We start from the raw sequence: 19397 nt of genomic DNA, 5'->3' as shown, positions 1-19397 counted from the left end.
TATTTAATTAATAAAAAATAATATTATTATTAATAATAAACGATAAAAAATAAACCATTTTAAAGAAATATTATTGATAATATAAATAAATTTTTTTATTACAATTAAACTAATAATAAAAGAAATGAAAAATCCGAGAAAAAATATTTTTATATTATAAAAATTTATTATTGAATAATGTTTATATAATTCTAATAAATTAGCACCCAAAATTACAGGTATTGATATAATAAAGCAAAATTCAGTAGCAATAACACGTTTAATTCCTATTATTAAACTAATAGATAAGGTTGCTCCTAATCTTGAAATTCCTGGTAATAATGCTAAACATTGAAAACATCCAATAATAAAAGAAAAAATATATGATATATTATTAATATTATTAATTTTATATTTATAAAATTTAAATTTTTCAGAAAAATATAATAAAATTCCTCCAAATAATAATCCATAGATAATATAATAAATATTATTTATTATTTTAATTTTATTATAAAAAATTAATCCTATAATTATTATAGGAAATGTACATATTATTATATGTAATAAATTTATTTGTTTTTGAGTAAAAAAAATATATTTATTAGTATTAATTATAATTTTAAAAATTTTTTTTCTAAAAAAAATTAATATTGCTAATACAGATCCTAATTGAATAATTACTTCAAAAATTTTTAAATTATCATTATTTATAAGTTTTAATATTATAGAAAAAATCATAATATGAGCACTAGAAGATACAGGTAAAAACTCAGTTAAACCTTGTATAATACTTAATAATATAGAAGAAAAGTAATTTAATAACATAAAGAATAATCTCTATTATTAAAAATAATTTTTTATAAAAAATTTTTAATAAAATTTATATTTTTATATTTAAATTTAAAATACTTATTAAGTATCTAAAGATAAATTAGGATTAATAAAAATATTATTTAGTATATATTTTTTTTTAAAAATTTTTTTTTTTGAGCCAATATAAGCAATCATAGCTGCATTATCAGTACATAATTTTTTTCTACTATAAAATAATTTAATATTATTTTTTTTTAAATTTTTATATAAAAATATTCTTAATTTTTTATTTGAACTTACTCCTCCTGCAATAACTAATTGATTAATATTATATTTTTTTAATGCCCATAAACTTTTAATATAAAGAGTTTCTATAATTGCATCTTCAAATGCACATGCAATATCTGCTTTAGTTTGAAAATTATTTAAATCTTGTTTTTTTAAAAAATTTTTTACACAAGTTTTTAATCCAGAAAAACTAAAATTTAAATTATTTTTTTTATATGTCATTGGTCTTGGGAAAAAAAATTTATTTGAAGTACCATATTTAGATAATTTAGATAAATTTTTACCTCCAGGATAATTTAATCCTAATAATTTAGATACTTTATCTAAAGTTTCCCCAACTGCATCATCTATATTCTTTCCTAATACTTTATATTTTCCAAATTTATATGTATATATTAATTCAGTATGTCCTCCAGAAATTAATAAACCAATAAAAGGAAAACTTGGTTTATTTTTTTGTAACATAATTGAAAATAAATGTCCTTCCATATGATTTACTGGAATAATAGGAATATTTAAAGAAAAAGCTAGAGTATGTGAAACAATTGCACCTATTATTAAAGAATTTATTTGTCCAGGACCTGAGGTAAAAGCAATAGCATTAAGATCTTTTAAATTTTTGTTTATTTTTAATAAAGATTTTTTTATTAATGGAATAATTTTTTGTAAATGATTTCTTGCTGCTAATTCAGGTACAACTCCTCCATATTTAGAATGAATTCTTTGTGTATAAATATTATTACATAATATACCTATTTTATTATCATAAATAGCTACTGCTGTATCATCACATGATGTTTCTATACCCATTAAAAGCATATTGATCCTTAATATTATTAAAATTTTTTTATAAAAGTAAAATAAAAAATTATTTATATAATTAGTATTATATACTATAATAATTTATTATTATAAATTTTTTAAAAAATTAATATAAAACAGGAATTAATATATGCCAGTTATAAAAGTACGTGATAATGAACCATTTGATTTAGTTTTAAGACGTTTTAAACGTTCATGTGAAAAGGCAGGAATTTTAGCAGAAGTAAGACGTAGAGAATTTTATGAAAAACCAACAACAGAAAGAAAAAGAGCAAAAGCTTCTGCTATTAAAAGACATGCAAAAAAAATATTTCGAGAAAATTCTAAAAGAGTACGTTTATATTAAAAATATTATTTATTATAAAAAATAATAAATTATAAAAAATTATTTTTATGATTAAATATATATCCCCTACATTTATTAATAATTTATTAGATCAAATTGATATTGTATATTTAATTAAAAATAGAGTTAAATTAAAAAAAAAAGGAAAAAATTTTTTTGGTATCTGTCCTTTCCATTTAGAAAAAAATCCTTCATTTGTTGTAAATTCTACGAGACAATTATATCATTGTTTTGGATGTGGTGTACATGGAAATATTATTGATTTTATTATGAATTTTGATAATTTATCTTTTCTTGAAAGTATAGAATCAATAGCAAATATATTTAATATACCTATTATTTATGCTAAAAAATCATATCTATCAAAAAAAATATATAAAAATAATATTTATTATAAATTAATTTCTAATTTAAGTATTTTTTATAAAAAATCTTTATTTGATCCTTTAGGTAAAGAAGCTTATAAATATCTATTAAATAGAGGATTTAATTTATATATTATTAAATATTTTTCTATCGGTTTTTCTCCTTTTTATTGGACTAATAAAATATCAAATAATACAAAAAATATAAAAATTTTATATGAAAAATTAGGTATTCTACAAATAGATAAAAAAAATAATAATTATTATGATATTTTTTATAATCGTATTATATTTCCTATTAAAAATATAAAAGGTTTAATAGTTGGATTTGGAGGAAGAGTTTTAAAAAATCAAAATCCTAAATATTTAAATTCTTCAGAAAATAATATTTTTCATAAAAGTAATGAGTTATATGGTTTATTTGAAACAAAAAAAGAAAATAATATTATAAAAAAAGTTTTAGTAGTAGAAGGATATATTGATGTAATTAGTTTATTTCAATTTGATATAAAATATGTAGTTGCGATATTAGGAACATCAATTACTAATATGCATATAAAAAAATTATTTAGTATCACAAATAAAATTATTTATTGTTATGATGGAGATAAAGCTGGGATAGAAGCTCAATGGAAATCTTTAAAAATTAGTTTACCTTTTTTAGTAAATGGTAAACAAATAAGATTTATGATCCTACCTGATGGAGAAGATCCTGATAGTTTAATTAGAAAAGAGGGAAAAATTCTTTTTGAAAAAAGAATTAATAATACTTTATCATTTTCAAAATTTTTTTTTAAAAGATTATTTTTAAAAAATTTTTTTTCTTCTTGTGAAGAAAAAACAAGTCTTATTTATAAAGCTTTATCATTTATTAAATTAATTCCTGATTATTTTTTTCAAATTAATTTAATTAAAAAACTAGGAGAAAAAATAGGAATTATCAATCTTATTGATATATATGATTCATTTAAATATGAAAAAAAAATAATTATAAATAATAATTTTAAAAAAACTACTATTCGTAGATTATTAAGTTTATTAATTCAAAATCCAAAATTAATTAATCTTGTTCCGAAATTAGAATTTTTTAAAAGTTCTAATATAAATGGTTTATTTTTTTTTATAAAATTTGTAAATTTTTATAAGAATCAAAATTTAACAACAGTTAAAATATTAGAACAATATAGAGGAACTAAATTAAAAAAAGTTCTTGAAACTTTATTAACATGGAACCATATGATTCCTGATAATGAAATAGAAAATTTTTTTATTAATTTAATAAAAAAATTAAAAATTAATATTTTAGAAGATAGGCAAGAATATTTAATTTCTTTAGAAAGAATAAAAGGGTTAGATTATAAAAAAAAACAAGAATTATGGTCTTTAAATAAGATATTAATTAAAAAAAAAATAATTTAAAAAATTTTAATAAAACATAAATAAAATATACTATTAGTATATAGTAATATTTTATTTATTAAAATAATAATTTATTTAAAATTCTATTTTATTAAAATTTATTTAAATATTAATAAATAAAAATATGGAACTATTTTATGGATTATAACTCAAAACTACAATTTAAACTTCTTGTAAATCGTGGAAAAGAAAAAGGTTATTTAACTTATTCAGAAGTTAATGATCATTTACCTGATAATATTATTAATTCTGATCAAATAAAAAATATTATTCAAATGATAAATGATATGGGTATTAAAGTAATGGAAGAAGCTCCTGATAATGATGATTTAATATTAAATAATGAAGAAAATAATATAACAGAAGCAGAAGATGCCGTACAAGTATTATCTAATGTAGAAGCAGAAATGGGGAGAACTACAGACCCAGTACGTATATATATGAGAGAAATGGGTACTGTAGAACTTTTAACAAGAGAGGGAGAAATAAATATAGCTAAACGTATAGAAGAAGGTATTAATCAAGTACAAGCTTCAGTAGCTGAATATCCTAATTCTATACAATATTTATTAAAACAATATGATAAAGTTGAATCTGGAGATATTCGTTTATCAGATTTAATAAATGGTTTTATTTATCCTAATCTTAAAGAAGAACTTATATCATCTACAGATGCAGTAATATCTACTGATGTTAAAAATGAAAATAATGAAAATAATGAAAATATTATAGATTATAAATTAGCTAAAGAAAAATTTTCAGAATTAAGAAAACAACATTATATAACATCAATTTTTATTAAAAAAAAAGGTAGAAATCATAATAAATCATTAAATGAGATGAAAAATCTTTCAGAAATTTTCAAGCAATTTCGGTTAAATTCTAAAGAATTTAATTATTTAGTTAATAATATGCGTTCTATAATGTTTCGTATACGTATTGAAGAACGTCAAATTATACAAATATGTTTGAAAAAATATAATATATCTAAAAAAAAACTTATTTTAATATTTTACGGTAATGAAACAAATAAAGATTTTTTTTTTAAAAAATTAAAAAATTTTAAAATTAAAAATAATTATAATTTATATAATAAAGATATATTTTTTAATAAATTAAATAATAGTATCATAAAATTAATTAATATTGAAAAAGAAACTGGATTAACAATTAAAAAAATTAGAAATATTAATAAAAAAATTTCTATAGGTGAAGCAAAAGCAAAAAGAGCTAAAAAAGAAATGATTGAAGCTAATTTAAGATTAGTTATTTCTATAGCTAAAAAATATACAAATAGAGGATTACAATTTTTAGATTTAATTCAAGAAGGTAATATAGGCTTAATGAAAGCAGTAGATAAATTTGAATATAGAAGAGGTTATAAATTTTCTACATATGCTACATGGTGGATTAGACAAGCAATAACTAGATCTATTGCAGATCAAGCAAGAACAATAAGAATTCCTGTTCATATGATTGAAACTATAAATAAACTTAATAGAGTTTCTAGAAAAATACTACAAGAATTAGGAAGAGAACCTACACCAGAAGAATTATCCGAACATATGCTTATCCCCGAAGATAAAATTAGAAAAGTATTAAAAATAGCAAAAGAACCTATTTCTATGGAAACTCCTATAGGAGATGATGAAGAATCACACTTAAGTGATTTTATTGAAGATAATACTTTAGAATTACCATTAGATTCTGCAACTTCAGAAAGTTTAAGAGTAGCTACATATAACATATTATCTAGTTTAACACCAAGAGAAGCAAAAGTATTAAGAATGAGATTTGGTATTGATATGAATTCCGATCATACCTTAGAAGAAGTAGGTAAACAATTTGATGTAACTAGAGAGAGGATTAGGCAAATAGAAGCAAAAGCATTAAGAAAATTAAGACATCCAAGTAGGTCAGAAATATTAAAAAGTTTTTTAGACAATTAATAGTAACTAATAAATTTTGATATAATTAAGTAATTAAAAAAATTTAATTACTTAATTATATCAAATTTATATTTTCATAAATTTTTTTTTTTCTTCTTGTCTTATAGTTAAAATTTTACTACCAGAATTAGTAATAAGTACAGTATGCTCATATTGAGCAGAATTAGTTTTATCTTTAGTTTTTACTGTCCAATTATCATTTGTTATGTATACATCATAATGTCCAACATTTATCATAGGTTCAATAGTAAAAATCATTCCTGGTTTTAATAAAAAACCATAATCATTTGATTTATAATGTAAAATTTGAGGATTTTCATGAAAATTTTTACCTATACCATGACCACAATAATTTCTTACAACAGAAAATTTTTTCGATTCTACATAATTTTGAATTACTTGCCCAATTTTATATAATCTAATACCAGGTTTTAAAATATTAATAGCCTTATATAAACTTTTTTGAGCAGTTAAACATAATAATTTAGATTCTATTGAAATATTATTCCCGACAAAAAACATTTTTGATGTATCACCATAATAATTATTATATAAAATTGTTACATCTATATTAACAATATCACCATTTTTTAATATGTCATTTTTATTAGAAATTCCATGACATACAACATTATTTTTAGAAATACATATTGACTTTGGAAAACCTTTATATCCTAAAGTAGCTGGTTTAGCTTTTTGAATTTTAGTAATATAATTGTGGCATATATTATTTATTTCTTCCGTACTAATTCCAGGTAATATATAGGCTTCTATCATTTCTAATACTTCTGCTGCTAATTGACAAGATTTATAAATTTTTTTTATTTCTTCAGAATTTTTAATAAATATTTTCATTATTTTCTTTTTATAAAATACTTAATTATACAATAATAAATGTTATATTATAAATAATTAAATTAAAATTAAATAATATTTCAAATAATTATATAAATTAATTAAATTATTTTTTGTATAAATATTAATTATATAATATTATTTTAAATATATAGAAAATAAGGATAAATAATTATGTTTATATCTATTAATAAAATGTTTGAAGTAGGTGCTCATTTTGGTCATCAAACTCGTTTTTGGAATCCTAAAATGAAAAAATTTATTTTTAGTTATAAAAATAAAATACATATTATTAATCTAGATAAAACTATTCCAATGTTTAATATTGCTTTAACCGAATTAAAAAAAATAAGTTCTCGTAAAGGTAAAATTTTATTTATTGGTACAAAAAAAGCTGCATCTAATTTAATTAAAGAAACTGCAATTAACTGTAAACAATTTTTCGTTAATCATCGTTGGCTAGGAGGGATGTTAACTAACTGGAAAACTGTTAAACAATCTATTAAAAGATTAAAAGAACTAGAATTACAAAGTAAAAATGGAATATTTAAACAATTAATAAAAAAAGAAGCTTTAACACGTAATAGAGAATTGTTAAAATTAGAAAGAAGTTTAGGTGGGATAAAAAATATGGGGGGATTACCTGATGCAATCTTTGTTATTGATGCATATCATGAAAAAATTGCAATTCAAGAAGCTAAAAAATTAAATATCCCTATTTTTGCTATTGTAGATACTAATTCAAATCCTGAAGGAATTAATTTTATTATACCGGCTAATGATGATGCTATACGTGCTATCAAATTATATTTATATTATGTAACTAAATTTATTTTAGGTAATAATTTAAATTTAAATAGTAAAAATCTTAAAAATTAGGAGATAATATTGAAAATCGATATTAATAAAATAAAAAAATTAAGAAATATAACAGGTATTAGTATTATAGAATGTAAAAAAGCATTAATTGCAACAAAAGGAAATATTACACAATCTTTAGATTATATAAGAAAATATTCTAAAATAGAATCTATTAAAAAATCTAAAAATAAAACAAAAGAAGGATTAATTTTAGATTATGTTACAAAAAATTTTGGAATATTATTAGAAATAAATTGTCAAACAGATTTTGTTGCAAAATCAATAGAACTTATAAAGTTTGGAAATAATATTTTAAAATATATTTTTGAAAATAACCAAACAAATTTATCTATAATAAGAGAAATTTTTGATAAAAAGAGAGTAAAATTAATTGGGATTTTAAAAGAAAATATATTTATTAATCGTTTAGGTTGTATTAAAGGAGAATTTATAGGGAAATATATGCATCATAGTAATCGTATTGGAGTAATTATTAGATCTAATTTAGATAATTTATTATTAATGAAACAAATTTCTATGCATATAGCAATGTTAAAACCAGATTATATACAAAAAAAAAATATTCCAATAAATATTATAAATCATGAATATCAATTACAAAAAAATATTGCATTAAAAAATAATAAATCTAAAATAATTATGCAAAAAATAGTAGAAGGACGTATAAAAAAATTTATAAATAATATTACTTTATATAATCAAAAATTTTTATTAGATAATAATAAAACAGTTTTTCATTTTTTAAATGAAAATAAAATGAAAATTTTAAAATTCATATGTTTTGAATTAGGTACAAATATAATTAAAAATTAATTATTTTATTAATATAATTCAATAAACCTTTTTTATTAAAAAATATATAATAAATATCCTATGAATATTAAAAAAAAAATAATTTATGATCGTATCATATTAAAAATAAGTGGTGAATTTTTACAAGGTAAAAATCTATCTGGTATAGATAATAAATTATTAGATTATATTATACAAGAAATAAAAAGTATTTTACCATTAGGAATTGAAATAGGTATTGTAATAGGGGGAGGAAATTTATTTAGAGGAAAATATTGTAATGGAAATAATAATTTAAAAAGAGTTTTAGGAGATCAAATTGGGATGTTATCTACTATAATTAATGGTTTATTACTATATCATTCAATTAAAAAAAAATTAATTAATGTATGTTTAATGTCATCTTTTTCTATTCAAGGGATTTGTAATGGATATAATACTTTTGAAGCAATTGATTTAATTAAAAAAAAAATAATTATCTTAACAGGAGGTATAGGTAATCCTTTATTTACTACAGATACTACAGCATGTTTAAGAGGAATTGAATTAGAAGCAAATGCTGTATTAAAAGCAACAAAAGTTAATGGAGTATATTCAAAAGATCCTATAAATTATTCTGATGCTAAATTTTTTAATAAAATAAATTATGATTATGTAATAAAAAAAAAAATTAAAATTATGGATAATACAGCTTTTATTTTAGCACGTGATTATAATATGCCGATACATGTTTTTAATATTCAAAAACCAGGTTCACTTTATAGAATTGTAACAGGACAGATTGAAGGAACAATAATTAAAAATAGTTAAATAAATTAATATAAATTAAATAAAGGATAATTACATGTGTGATGATATCATAAATGATAATAAAAAAAGTATGCAAAAATGTTTAGATTTATTTATAAAGAAAATTAATATTTTGTCATATAACAGATTATCTCCTTATTTATTAAATAATATATTTGTAAAATTAAATAATAAATTAATATTAATTAATCATATATCTGCTATTGTTGTACAAAATTCTTCTACTCTTAAAATAACTCCATTTGATCCTACAATTATAAAAAATATAGAAAAAAGTATTGTACTTTCAAATTTAGATGTAACAACTAAAAGAATTGGTTATGATATTCATGTGATTTTTTCTCCTATTACTGAATCTAGAAAAAAAAAAATTTTTAAAAATCTTAAAATAGAAGCAGAATTAAATAAAATTAATATTCGTAATATACGTAGAAAATCAAATAATAAAGTTAAATTTTTATTAAAAAATAAACAAATAAATGAAAATAAAGAACAAAAATTATATGATAGTATTCAAAAAAATACAATATTATACATTAATTATATACAAGAATTTTTAAAAAAAAAAGAAAAAGAACTATTAAATTAAATAATTTAAAATTAGAAAATAAATTTTTAAAATTTTATATTATTATGTTGTAGTTAAAATATAAAATATTTAATTTTTAATAAATATGGAAAAAAATAAATTAATTAAAAAAAAACAGAATATTATTTTTTATCCTAAACATATTGCTATTATTATGGATGGTAATAGAAGATGGGCTAAAAAAAATAAAAAATTAAAATTTTTAGGACATAGAGAAGGTATTAAGACTGTAAAAAAAATAATAGGTTTATCATTAAAATATGAAATAAAAGCATTAACTTTATATGCTTTTAGTAGTGAAAATTGGAAAAGATCTAGCAATGAAGTTAAATTTTTAATGGATTTATTTAAAGAAGTTTTAGATGTTGAAACAATTAATTTGAAAAAAAAAAATATACGTTTGAAAGTTATTGGTAATAGAAATAAATTTAATTCATCTTTACAAGATGCTATTATTCAAGCCGAATCTTTAACTAAAAATAATAATAAATTATTATTAAATATAGCAGCAAATTATGGTGGTCGTTGGGATATTACAAATAGTATGAAAAAAATTGCTTTAAAAGTTTCTAAAGGATTATTAAATCCTAATAATATAAATGAACATATTATAAATAATTATATTTGCTTAAATAATATTTTTCCTATAGATTTAGTAATCAGAACAGGAGGAGAATATCGTATAAGTAATTTTTTAATTTGGCAAATTGCATATTCAGAATTATATTTTACTAAAAAATTATGGCCTGATTTTGATAAAAAAGATTTTCAACGGGCACTAAATTCTTTTACAAAAAGAAATCGTCGTTTTGGTGGAGACTAAATAAATTATTTTTTATTAATAATTAACTTTAAATTTTTTATAAAAAATTTTTATTTTAGTAATTTAAAAATAATTATTTCTTATTCTATTAGAAGAACTTAATTTATTATTACTAATATTAATTAATATTAATTTCAGGAGTTTAAATTTTGTTTAATATTTTATATAATATAATAATATTTATTATAACTATAAGTAGTTTAATTATAGTACATGAATATGGACATTTTTATATAGCACGTATTTTTAATACTTATGTAGAATGTTTTTCATTAGGTTTTGGTAAAAAAATTTTTCAATATCGTGATAAATATGGAACTAATTATATATTAAGATTAATCCCTTTAGGGGGATATGTAAAAATGCCTGATCTTATTCAAGATAATAATGTTAAATATATAAAAAAATTTAAGTTATTATTTTTTCATAAATTAAATTTTTTTAAACAAATATTAATTATTCTTGGAGGACCAATTGCAAATATTATTTTCGCAATATTGATTTATTGGATGATTTTTTTAATAGGTTTACCTATTAAAAAAAATATTATTCATGAAATTAATTATATTTCAATTTCTAATATGATTAAATTAAAACCTAATTTAGAAATTAAAAAAATTAATGGTATTAATGTTAATAATTGGAATATTTTAAATATGGAATTAATTAAAGAAATTAATCTTAATCATCAAATAAACTTAGAATTTAATAAAATTAATTCTAATGTAATTAAAAATAAAAAAATAAATATTGATAAAAAATTTATAACATTTTCAAAAGAAAAAAACTTAATATTAATGTTAGGTATTTTACCTAAAGGATTAAAAATTAATCCTATTATTAATTATATAATACCAGAATCTCCTGCAGAAAAATTAAAATTACATATTAATGATAAAATAATAGGTGTAGAAGGTAAAAATTTTATTAATTGGTATAATTTTCAAAAATTAATTTATAATAATCCTAATAAAATTATTCATTTAAATATAAAAAGAAAAGAAAAAAATATAAATTTTTCTATTTTAATTTCTGCTAGAAAATTTAAAAATATTGGTTTTTTAGGTATTTTACCTCAGATAATTCATACTAAAAATATATCAAATATTATATATAAATTTAATCTTTTTAAAGCATTAAAAAAATCTTTTAACGAAACTTTTAAATCAATTAAATTAATTTTAAATTCATTTTTTTATTTATTATATAATAAAAAGAATATTTATAAATTAAATGGTCCTATTTCAATAGGACATGTTGCTAGTATGTTAATACGTAATAATTTAATTTATTATTTTATGTTTTTAGCATTAATTAATATTAATTTAAGTATAATTAATTTAATTCCTATACCAATATTAGATGGTGGTCAATTATTATTTTTAATATTTGAAAAAATTATTGGGAAAAAATTACCACATAAAATTAAACAATTCATATATACTATTAGTATATTTATTTTACTTATAATTATGGGGATTACATTTATAAATGATTTTAAACAGTTTTAAAAAAATATATTTACTACAAAATATTAAGTATTATAAATATATATTTATTTTTTTATTAATTTTTAATACAAATATTATTTGTTATCCAGCTGTTATGAAAAAAAAAAAATATTGTATTAATAATATAATATTTTTTGGTCTGAATAGGATTAAATTAGAAGATCTTAACTTACCTTCATATATAAATACCAAAAAATGTATTTCTTTAAAAGAAATATCTAATATTATGCGTATATTATTTAGTACTAATATGATTAGTAATCTTAATATTTTTCGAAATAAAAATTATATTTTTATTAAAATTATAGAAAAACCAATTATTAAAAATATTATAATTAAAGGTAATAAATTAATTAGTGATAATTTAATCAATTTTTTATTAAAAAAAGAAGAAATTGAAAAAGGTAATATATTAAATAATTCTTCATTATTTTTTTTTAAAAGAAATATAGAATTATTTTTTTTAAAATATTATATGTTATCGTCATTTATTAAAATAAAAATTAAAACAAATATAAATAATGAAGTAGATATTTTAATAACCTTAAAAGAAGATGGTATTACAAAAATTAATGAAATAAATATTATAGGTAATAATACTTATAAAACTAATTTTTTGTTACATTTATTAAAAATAAATAATAATTTTTTATTTATTTTTCCAAAAAAGAATAAATATAAAATTAGTTTTATTATTAAAAAATTAAACGATTTAAAAAATTTTTATATAAAAAATGGATATATAAAATTTCAAATTAAAAACATTGTAAAAATTTTATCATATGATAAAAAAAATATTTATTTAATAATAAAAATAAAAGAAAATAAACAATATTTTTATAATAAAATTAAAATAAATTTTAATAAAAAAAAATATTTTAAATCTATAAAAAATATAATTAATATTATTCCTGGATCAGTTTATCAAAATGATAAGATCATAGAATTAAAATATAAAATAAAAAAATTTTTAGAAAAAAATGGATTTTTAAATCCTCAAATTAAAATTAAAACAGTTTTAAATGAACAAAATAATACAATAAATGTAATTTTTAAAATTATAACTAATCATCAATATTATGTTAGAAAAATAGATTTTTTGGGAAATAATTTTACTAAAGATAATATTTTAAGAAATGAATTATTACAAATAGAAGGAAAACCATTAAATATTGAATTAATAAAAAAAACAAGACAAAAAATATATTCTTTAGGTTACTTTGATAAAGTAGAAATATTTTTACACAAAAATAATGATTTTAATCATACAGTAGATGTAATTTTTAAAGTTGACGAAAAAAATGAAGGATCTTTAAGTTCAGGTTTAGGAATAATTGAAGGAGGTTCATTAGGATTAAATACTATTTTAAAACAAAATAATTTTTTAGGAACTGGTTATGATGTAGATATTAATTTTAGTAAAGATTTTTATCATTCTTATTTAGAATTTTTCATAATGAAAAATCATGTTTTTTTTGAAAAAATAAATGTTGGCATAAAAATTTTTTTAAATACAATAAATCAAAATAATAATTTTTTTTCTAATTATATAAATAAAAATAAAGGTTTTTTAGGAATTTTAAAATTTCCAATTAATAATAAATTTTTTATAACTAATAGTATTGGATTTGTAAAAAATAAAATTGGTAATATTGAACCACAATTATCTTTATGGTCTTATCTTAGAAGTATAGGATATAAATTTTATAGTAAATCATATAAAAATTATTTATTAGATGAATTTATAATTAATTATACTTTTGTATATAAAAATTTAAATAGTATAGATTTACCATCAAATGGTATATTAAGTTCTTTAAATACATATTTTTCCATACCATGGTATAGTAATAATCGTAATTATAAAATTAATTTTCATTATTTAAGATATATACCTTTATATTTACCAATATCAGAAAATTATTTACAAGATAATCCTTTAATATTTTTATTTAAAAGTAATTTAGGTTATGGAAATGGTTTTTTAGGTGGTAAATTTCCCTTTTATAAAAATTTTTATTTAGGAGGTCCTAATACAGTTAGAGGTTTCCAAAATAATAGTATTGGTCCTAAAGGAGTATATTATTCTTCAAAAGGATATCATTGTAGTAATGGTAAAACTGTTTGTTTATCTAATAATTCAATTGGAGGTAATTTATTATTTAATTTAAATAATGAATTAATTATTCCTCTTCCATTTTTAAAAAATAAATATATAGAACAGATTAGATCTTCTATTTTTTGGGATATCGGTAATTTAATAGATACTTCATGGAAAAATAATTATTTATCTAAATTATATAAAATACCAAATTTTAATATTTTTTTACAAATAAGATCTTCAATAGGTTTTTCTTTTCAATTTCACACTCCTTTTGGAGATATTATTATATCTTTTGCATATCCAATTAAATCATATAAAACTGATAAAATTCAATTTTTTCAGTTTAATTTTTCAAAAAATTGGTAGTTTCTATTTTAATGTAAAATAAATAAGAGTATATTTGAATATGAAAAATTTTTTTAAAATTACATTACTAATTTTAGTTTTAACTATACCCTACAATAGAGCATACTGTTGTACTAAAATAGTAATAATAAATATTGCAAAAATTTTTAATTTAATACCTCAAAAAAATACAATGACTCAACAGTTAGAAAAAGAATTACGTTCTGATTTTTTAGTAATAGAAAAAATGGAAAAATCATTACTATCTAAAATTAAAAAGTTAAAAAATAAAAAATTATCAAAAAAAGTTAGGGAAAAAATAAAAAAAGAAATTGTGTATGAAAAAAATATTTTATTAAAAAAAATAAAATTTTATACAAAACAAAATAATCAAAGACAAGAAAAAGCTCGTGAAAAAATATTAGTTTTTATTCATAAATTAATTAATATTATTGCAGAAAAAGGCCATTATAATCTTGTTTTAGATGTTTCATCTATAGCTTATATAAAAAATGTTAAAGATATTACAGATGATGTAATAGATTTAGCTACTCAACAGAATAATGTTTTTTTAATACAATAAATAAAATTATATTAATAATATAAAAATTATATAATAAATTTATATTTATAAAAAAAATTATTAAAATAGTAAGAATTATATGTTAGATATTAATGAAATTTTGTCTATTTTACCACATAGATATCCATTTATTTTAGTAGATCGGATTATAGCATTTAAAAAATTTACCTTTTTAAATGCTATAAAAAATATTTCTATGAATGAACCTTATTTTCAAGGACATTTTCCCCAAAAACCTATTTATCCAGGAGTATTATTATTAGAATCAATGATACAAACTACAGGAATTTTATTGTATAAAAGTACAAATAAAAAAAAATTAGAAAAAAAAATAATTTATTATGTTACTGGTATTGATCAAGCTAAGTTTAAAAAACCAGCTTTCCCCGGTGATCAAATAATAATAGAAAGTATTTTAGAAAAACAAAAAAAACTTTTATTTTGTTTCCAAAGTATAGCAAAAATTAATAATAAAATTATTTGTAAAGCAAAAATTATGTGTATGAAAATTTTAAAATAAAATTTTTCATAAAAAATAATTAGTATTTCATTAATCAAGTTTATAATTTTAATATAAAGTATGAATGATCTAAAATTTATTCACTTACATGTACATAGTGATTATTCTATTAAAGATGGTCTTGCAAAAATAGAACAAATTGCAAAAAAAACTGCATTATTAAATATGCCAGGAATAGCTATTACTGATTTTAATAATATATTTGGTTTAATAAAATTTTATAAAATTACTCATAATTTAGGATTAAAAGCAATTATTGGAGTAGATTTAAAAATAAAAAATTTTATTAATATTAATAATAATAAATATTCAAAATTAACTATATTAGCAATGAATAATATAGGTTTTCAAAATATTAAATTATTAATATTTGATTCTTATAAAAATGGATATAATAATAATTTAGGACCGGTAATAACTTATGATTTACTTATAAAGTATAATAAAGGATTGATTATTTTGTCTGGAGGAATACAAGGAGAATTAGGAAAAAATATTTTACAAAAAAATATTTTTTTAGTAAAACAATTAATTTCTTTTTATAAAAAATATTTTCATAATTGTTTTTATTTAGAATTAATTAGAACTAATCGTATATATGAAGAAAATTACATCAATTTAATGTTAAAATTATCTAATTATTTTTCAATTCCTGTAGTTGCTACTAATGATGTTTGTTTTTTAAATAAAAAAGATTTTTATGCTCATGAAATTCGTGTAGCAATTAATAAAGGTTATACTTTAAATGAAATTCATAAAAAATCAAAATATAGTAAAGAACAATTTTTAAAAAATACAGAAGAAATGTGTTTTTTATTTAAAGATATTCCAGAAGCACTATATAATAGTGTTGAAATTGCAAAAAGATGTAACGTTTTTTTATCTTTTGATAAATATTTTTTACCTAAATTTAAAATAAAAAAAAATATAACACCAGAAAATTATATTATTCAAAAATCTTATCTAGGTTTACAAAAAAAATTAAAAATTTTATATCCAAATTTAAATACATTAAAAACCAAAAAAGAAAAATATGTAAAAAGATTGAATCAAGAATTAGATATTATAAATAAAATGGGTTTTCCTAGTTATTTCCTTATAGTTATGGAATTTGTTCAATGGGCAAAAGATAATAATATCCCTGTTGGTCCAGCAAGAGGTTCAGGAGCAGGTTCGTTAGTAGCTTATGTATTGAATATTACTAATTTAGATCCTATAAAATTTGATTTAATTTTTGAAAGATTTCTAAACATAGAAAGAATATCATTACCAGATTTTGATATTGATTTTTGTATGGAAAAACGTGATTTAGTTATTAATCATGTAAAAGAAATATATGGATATAAATCAGTATTTCAAATTATAACATTTGGAACTATGACAGCAAAAGCTGTTATAAGAGATGTAGGTAGAGTTTTAGGTTATCCATATGATTTTATTAATCGTATTTCAAAATTAATTCCTTTAGATGTAGGTATTGATTTAAAAAAAGCATTTATGAATAATAAAAAATTATATGATTTATATAAATCTGATATTAATATTAAAGAATTAGTACGGACTTCTCTTAAATTAGAAGGTACAATAAGAAATATTGGGAAACATGCTGGAGGAGTAGTGATATCTCCAGATAATATCACGAAATATACAACTATATATTGTGATTATAATGGAAAAAATATAGTTACTCAATTTGATAAAAATGATATAGAAGATATTGGTTTAGTAAAATTTGATTTTTTAGGTTTAAGAACATTAACTGTAATTAATCATGCATTAAATATGATTAATAAAGAATTTATTAAAAATCATAAAAAATTAATTAATATTAATGAAATTATTTTAAATGATAAAAAAATTTTTAATTTTTTAAAAACTGCTAAAACTACAGGTATATTCCAATTAGAATCAAAAGGTATTAAAGAATTAATTAAACAATTAAAACCAGATAATTTTGAAGATTTAATAGCATTATTAGCTTTATTTAGACCTGGACCATTACAAACAGGTATGGTTGAAAATTTTATTAATAGAAAACATGGTAAAGAAATTATTTCATATCCTGACAAAAAATGGCAACATAAAAAATTAAAATCGATATTACAACCTACATATGGAATTATTTTATATCAAGAACAAGTAATGAAAATAGCTCAAGTACTAGCAGGATATAGTTTAGGAGAAGCAGATATCTTAAGAAGAGTTATAAGTAAAAAACAGCATAAAAAAATGTTACAACAAAGAAAACGTTTTTTACAAGGTTCAAAAAAATTAAAAATAAATGATGTTTTATCTATGAAAATTTTTGATTATTTAGAAAAATTTGCTTCATATGGATTTAATAAATCTCATTCTGCAGGATATGCTTTAATATCTTATCAAACTTTATGGTTAAAAGTATATTATCCTGCAGAATTTATGGCAGCTGTTTTAACATCAGAAATGGATAATACTAAAAAAATTATTGATTTAATTTATGAATGTAAAAATATGAAAATTAATATTCTTCCGCCTGATATTAATAAAAGTTTATATAAATTTCATGTTGATAAATATGGTAATATTATATACGGATTAGGAGCAATTAAAGGAATTGGTGAACAACAAGCATATAACATACTTAATTCAAGAAAAAAATTAGGTTATTTTACATCTATATTTAATTTTTTTACTAATATTAATTTTAAAAAAATAAATAAAAGAATTATAGAAGTATTAATATTTTCTGGATCATTAGATTGTTTTAATTTTAATAGAGGATTATTAATAAATAATTTAGAAAAAATTATAAAAATAACTAATAAATATTTTCAAGAAAAACAAACAGGACAAATTGATTTTTTTAATCAAAAACAAAATTTTTTATTAAAAGATGATCAATATATAAATAATAATATAAATTTATTATGGACAAAAAAAGATATTCTTATAAAAGAAAAAAATATTTTAGGTTGTTATTTAACAGGACATCCATTAACGGAATATTTAAAAGAAATTTTTTTTTATACAAAAAATAATAGTATAAAAAATATTTTAGTAAATTATAAAAAAAGTTCTAAATCTCCTATATTAGTTACAATAGGTGGAATTATAAGTAATATTAGGACTTCTTATAATAAAAAAAAACAAAAATTTTTATTTTTTGATTTAGATGATAGTTCGAGTATAATTGAAATACATTTATCATTAGATCTTTTAATTAAAAAAGATAACGTTATATTATTAAATAATATCATTATTTTAAATGGAATATTATATTTTAATAATTTTTTAAAATTATTTATATGTAATGCTACTAATGTTATTAGTATTACAAAAGCTAGAGAAAAATATTTACATAATATTAATGTTATTTTTACAAGTAAAAAAATTTTAAAAAATATTTTTTTTTTAAAAAATTTAAAAAAAATAATTTTTAATAAAAATTATATTAATAATAAAAAAAATATACAAGTATATTTTTTTTATAAAAATTTAGATATTAAAAAAAAAATATTTTTTAATAAATCTTATTTTATTTCTAATGAAATAAATAATTTTAATAAATTTATATGTTTATTAAATAATGATAATATTGAATTAGAATTTAATTAAAATTT

16 protein-coding genes are annotated in these 19397 nt (G+C 17.9%); 13 read left to right on the top strand and 3 right to left on the bottom strand.

Features of this window, described 5'->3' with window-relative positions:
* Window positions 1-3: 3 nt before the first annotated feature.
* Entirely contained in the window at window positions 4-807 is an 804-nt protein-coding gene (locus GJT98_RS01180) for an undecaprenyl-diphosphate phosphatase (RefSeq protein ID WP_168821059.1), read from the bottom strand.
* Window positions 808-894: 87 nt separating this feature from the next.
* Window positions 895-1902, bottom strand: a complete 1008-nt coding sequence (tsaD, locus tag GJT98_RS01175; protein WP_168821057.1) for a tRNA (adenosine(37)-N6)-threonylcarbamoyltransferase complex transferase subunit TsaD — start codon at window positions 1900-1902, stop codon at window positions 895-897.
* A 133-nt stretch (window positions 1903-2035) separates the two neighbouring features.
* On the opposite strand from tsaD, the gene rpsU reads away from it, so the two are divergent.
* The 3 genes from rpsU (at window position 2036) to rpoD (ending at window position 5984) form a co-directional block, all read left to right on the top strand.
* Complete coding sequence (rpsU, locus tag GJT98_RS01170) at window positions 2036-2251, top strand: 30S ribosomal protein S21 (RefSeq protein WP_168821056.1); 216 nt, start codon at window positions 2036-2038, stop codon at window positions 2249-2251.
* 47 nt (window positions 2252-2298) lie between these two features.
* Entirely contained in the window at window positions 2299-4035 is a 1737-nt protein-coding gene (dnaG, locus tag GJT98_RS01165) for a DNA primase (RefSeq protein ID WP_168821054.1), read from the top strand.
* 137 nt (window positions 4036-4172) lie between these two features.
* Window positions 4173-5984, top strand: a complete 1812-nt coding sequence (rpoD, locus tag GJT98_RS01160) for an RNA polymerase sigma factor RpoD (protein ID WP_168821052.1) — start codon at window positions 4173-4175, stop codon at window positions 5982-5984.
* A 66-nt stretch (window positions 5985-6050) separates the two neighbouring features.
* Here the strand turns inward: rpoD and map are convergent, their stop codons facing one another.
* Entirely contained in the window at window positions 6051-6839 is a 789-nt protein-coding gene (gene map, locus GJT98_RS01155) for a type I methionyl aminopeptidase (RefSeq protein ID WP_168821050.1), read from the bottom strand.
* Between the two features lie 174 nt (window positions 6840-7013).
* Here map and rpsB point away from each other — a divergent pair, with 174 nt between their 5' ends.
* The 10 genes from rpsB (at window position 7014) to dnaE (ending at window position 19392) form a co-directional block, all read left to right on the top strand.
* The gene (rpsB, locus tag GJT98_RS01150) at window positions 7014-7718 is read left to right on the top strand and encodes a 30S ribosomal protein S2 (RefSeq protein ID WP_425482523.1); all 705 of its coding nucleotides are present in this window, start codon (window positions 7014-7016) and stop codon (window positions 7716-7718) included.
* A 9-nt stretch (window positions 7719-7727) separates the two neighbouring features.
* Window positions 7728-8534: a translation elongation factor Ts gene (gene tsf / locus GJT98_RS01145; RefSeq protein ID WP_168821048.1), complete on the top strand. Its 807-nt coding sequence runs from the start codon at window positions 7728-7730 to the stop codon at window positions 8532-8534.
* A gap of 60 nt (window positions 8535-8594) precedes the next feature.
* Window positions 8595-9323, top strand: coding sequence for a UMP kinase (pyrH, locus tag GJT98_RS01140; RefSeq protein ID WP_168821046.1), 729 nt, complete (start codon window positions 8595-8597; stop codon window positions 9321-9323).
* Between the two features lie 34 nt (window positions 9324-9357).
* Window positions 9358-9912, top strand: coding sequence for a ribosome-recycling factor (locus GJT98_RS01135; protein ID WP_168821044.1), 555 nt, complete (start codon window positions 9358-9360; stop codon window positions 9910-9912).
* A gap of 85 nt (window positions 9913-9997) precedes the next feature.
* Window positions 9998-10735, top strand: coding sequence for a polyprenyl diphosphate synthase (gene uppS, locus GJT98_RS01130; RefSeq protein ID WP_168821042.1), 738 nt, complete (start codon window positions 9998-10000; stop codon window positions 10733-10735).
* Between the two features lie 149 nt (window positions 10736-10884).
* Window positions 10885-12246 carry an RIP metalloprotease RseP gene (gene rseP / locus GJT98_RS01125; protein ID WP_168821040.1) on the top strand — a complete coding sequence of 454 codons (1362 nt, stop codon included), beginning with the start codon at window positions 10885-10887 and terminating at the stop codon, window positions 12244-12246.
* Entirely contained in the window at window positions 12227-14716 is a 2490-nt protein-coding gene (bamA, locus tag GJT98_RS01120; RefSeq protein ID WP_168821038.1) for an outer membrane protein assembly factor BamA, read from the top strand. The genes rseP and bamA overlap by 20 nt, the downstream gene beginning before the upstream one ends.
* A gap of 40 nt (window positions 14717-14756) precedes the next feature.
* A complete protein-coding gene (locus GJT98_RS01115; RefSeq protein ID WP_168821036.1) occupies window positions 14757-15278 on the top strand; it encodes an OmpH family outer membrane protein in 522 nt (173 codons plus the stop codon).
* A gap of 79 nt (window positions 15279-15357) precedes the next feature.
* Window positions 15358-15798 (top strand): 3-hydroxyacyl-ACP dehydratase FabZ, encoded by a 441-nt coding sequence (fabZ, locus tag GJT98_RS01110; RefSeq protein ID WP_168821034.1) that lies wholly within the window; start codon window positions 15358-15360, stop codon window positions 15796-15798.
* A gap of 60 nt (window positions 15799-15858) precedes the next feature.
* Complete coding sequence (dnaE, locus tag GJT98_RS01105) at window positions 15859-19392, top strand: DNA polymerase III subunit alpha (protein WP_168821032.1); 3534 nt, start codon at window positions 15859-15861, stop codon at window positions 19390-19392.
* Window positions 19393-19397 lie beyond the last annotated feature (5 nt).

The organism is Enterobacteriaceae endosymbiont of Donacia sparganii, from assembly GCF_012569045.1.
GTDB lineage: Bacteria > Pseudomonadota > Gammaproteobacteria > Enterobacterales > Enterobacteriaceae.
This window is presented reverse-complemented; position numbering and strand designations above follow the sequence as displayed.

What these genes read in the sequence shown, in the direction of transcription:
- GJT98_RS01180 (WP_168821059.1), bottom strand. Translation starts at nt 807, where the DNA reads ATGTTATTAAATTACTTTTCTTCTATATTATTAAGTATTATACAAGGT.
- tsaD (WP_168821057.1), bottom strand. Translation starts at nt 1,902, where the DNA reads ATGCTTTTAATGGGTATAGAAACATCATGTGATGATACAGCAGTAGCT.
- rpsU (WP_168821056.1), top strand. Translation starts at nt 2,036, where the DNA reads ATGCCAGTTATAAAAGTACGTGATAATGAACCATTTGATTTAGTTTTA.
- dnaG (WP_168821054.1), top strand. Translation starts at nt 2,299, where the DNA reads ATGATTAAATATATATCCCCTACATTTATTAATAATTTATTAGATCAA.
- rpoD (WP_168821052.1), top strand. Translation starts at nt 4,173, where the DNA reads ATGGATTATAACTCAAAACTACAATTTAAACTTCTTGTAAATCGTGGA.
- map (WP_168821050.1), bottom strand. Translation starts at nt 6,839, where the DNA reads ATGAAAATATTTATTAAAAATTCTGAAGAAATAAAAAAAATTTATAAA.
- rpsB (WP_425482523.1), top strand. Translation starts at nt 7,014, where the DNA reads ATGTTTATATCTATTAATAAAATGTTTGAAGTAGGTGCTCATTTTGGT.
- pyrH (WP_168821046.1), top strand. Translation starts at nt 8,595, where the DNA reads ATGAATATTAAAAAAAAAATAATTTATGATCGTATCATATTAAAAATA.
- GJT98_RS01135 (WP_168821044.1), top strand. Translation starts at nt 9,358, where the DNA reads ATGTGTGATGATATCATAAATGATAATAAAAAAAGTATGCAAAAATGT.
- uppS (WP_168821042.1), top strand. Translation starts at nt 9,998, where the DNA reads ATGGAAAAAAATAAATTAATTAAAAAAAAACAGAATATTATTTTTTAT.
- bamA (WP_168821038.1), top strand. Translation starts at nt 12,227, where the DNA reads ATGATTTTAAACAGTTTTAAAAAAATATATTTACTACAAAATATTAAG.
- GJT98_RS01115 (WP_168821036.1), top strand. Translation starts at nt 14,757, where the DNA reads ATGAAAAATTTTTTTAAAATTACATTACTAATTTTAGTTTTAACTATA.
- fabZ (WP_168821034.1), top strand. Translation starts at nt 15,358, where the DNA reads ATGTTAGATATTAATGAAATTTTGTCTATTTTACCACATAGATATCCA.
- dnaE (WP_168821032.1), top strand. Translation starts at nt 15,859, where the DNA reads ATGAATGATCTAAAATTTATTCACTTACATGTACATAGTGATTATTCT.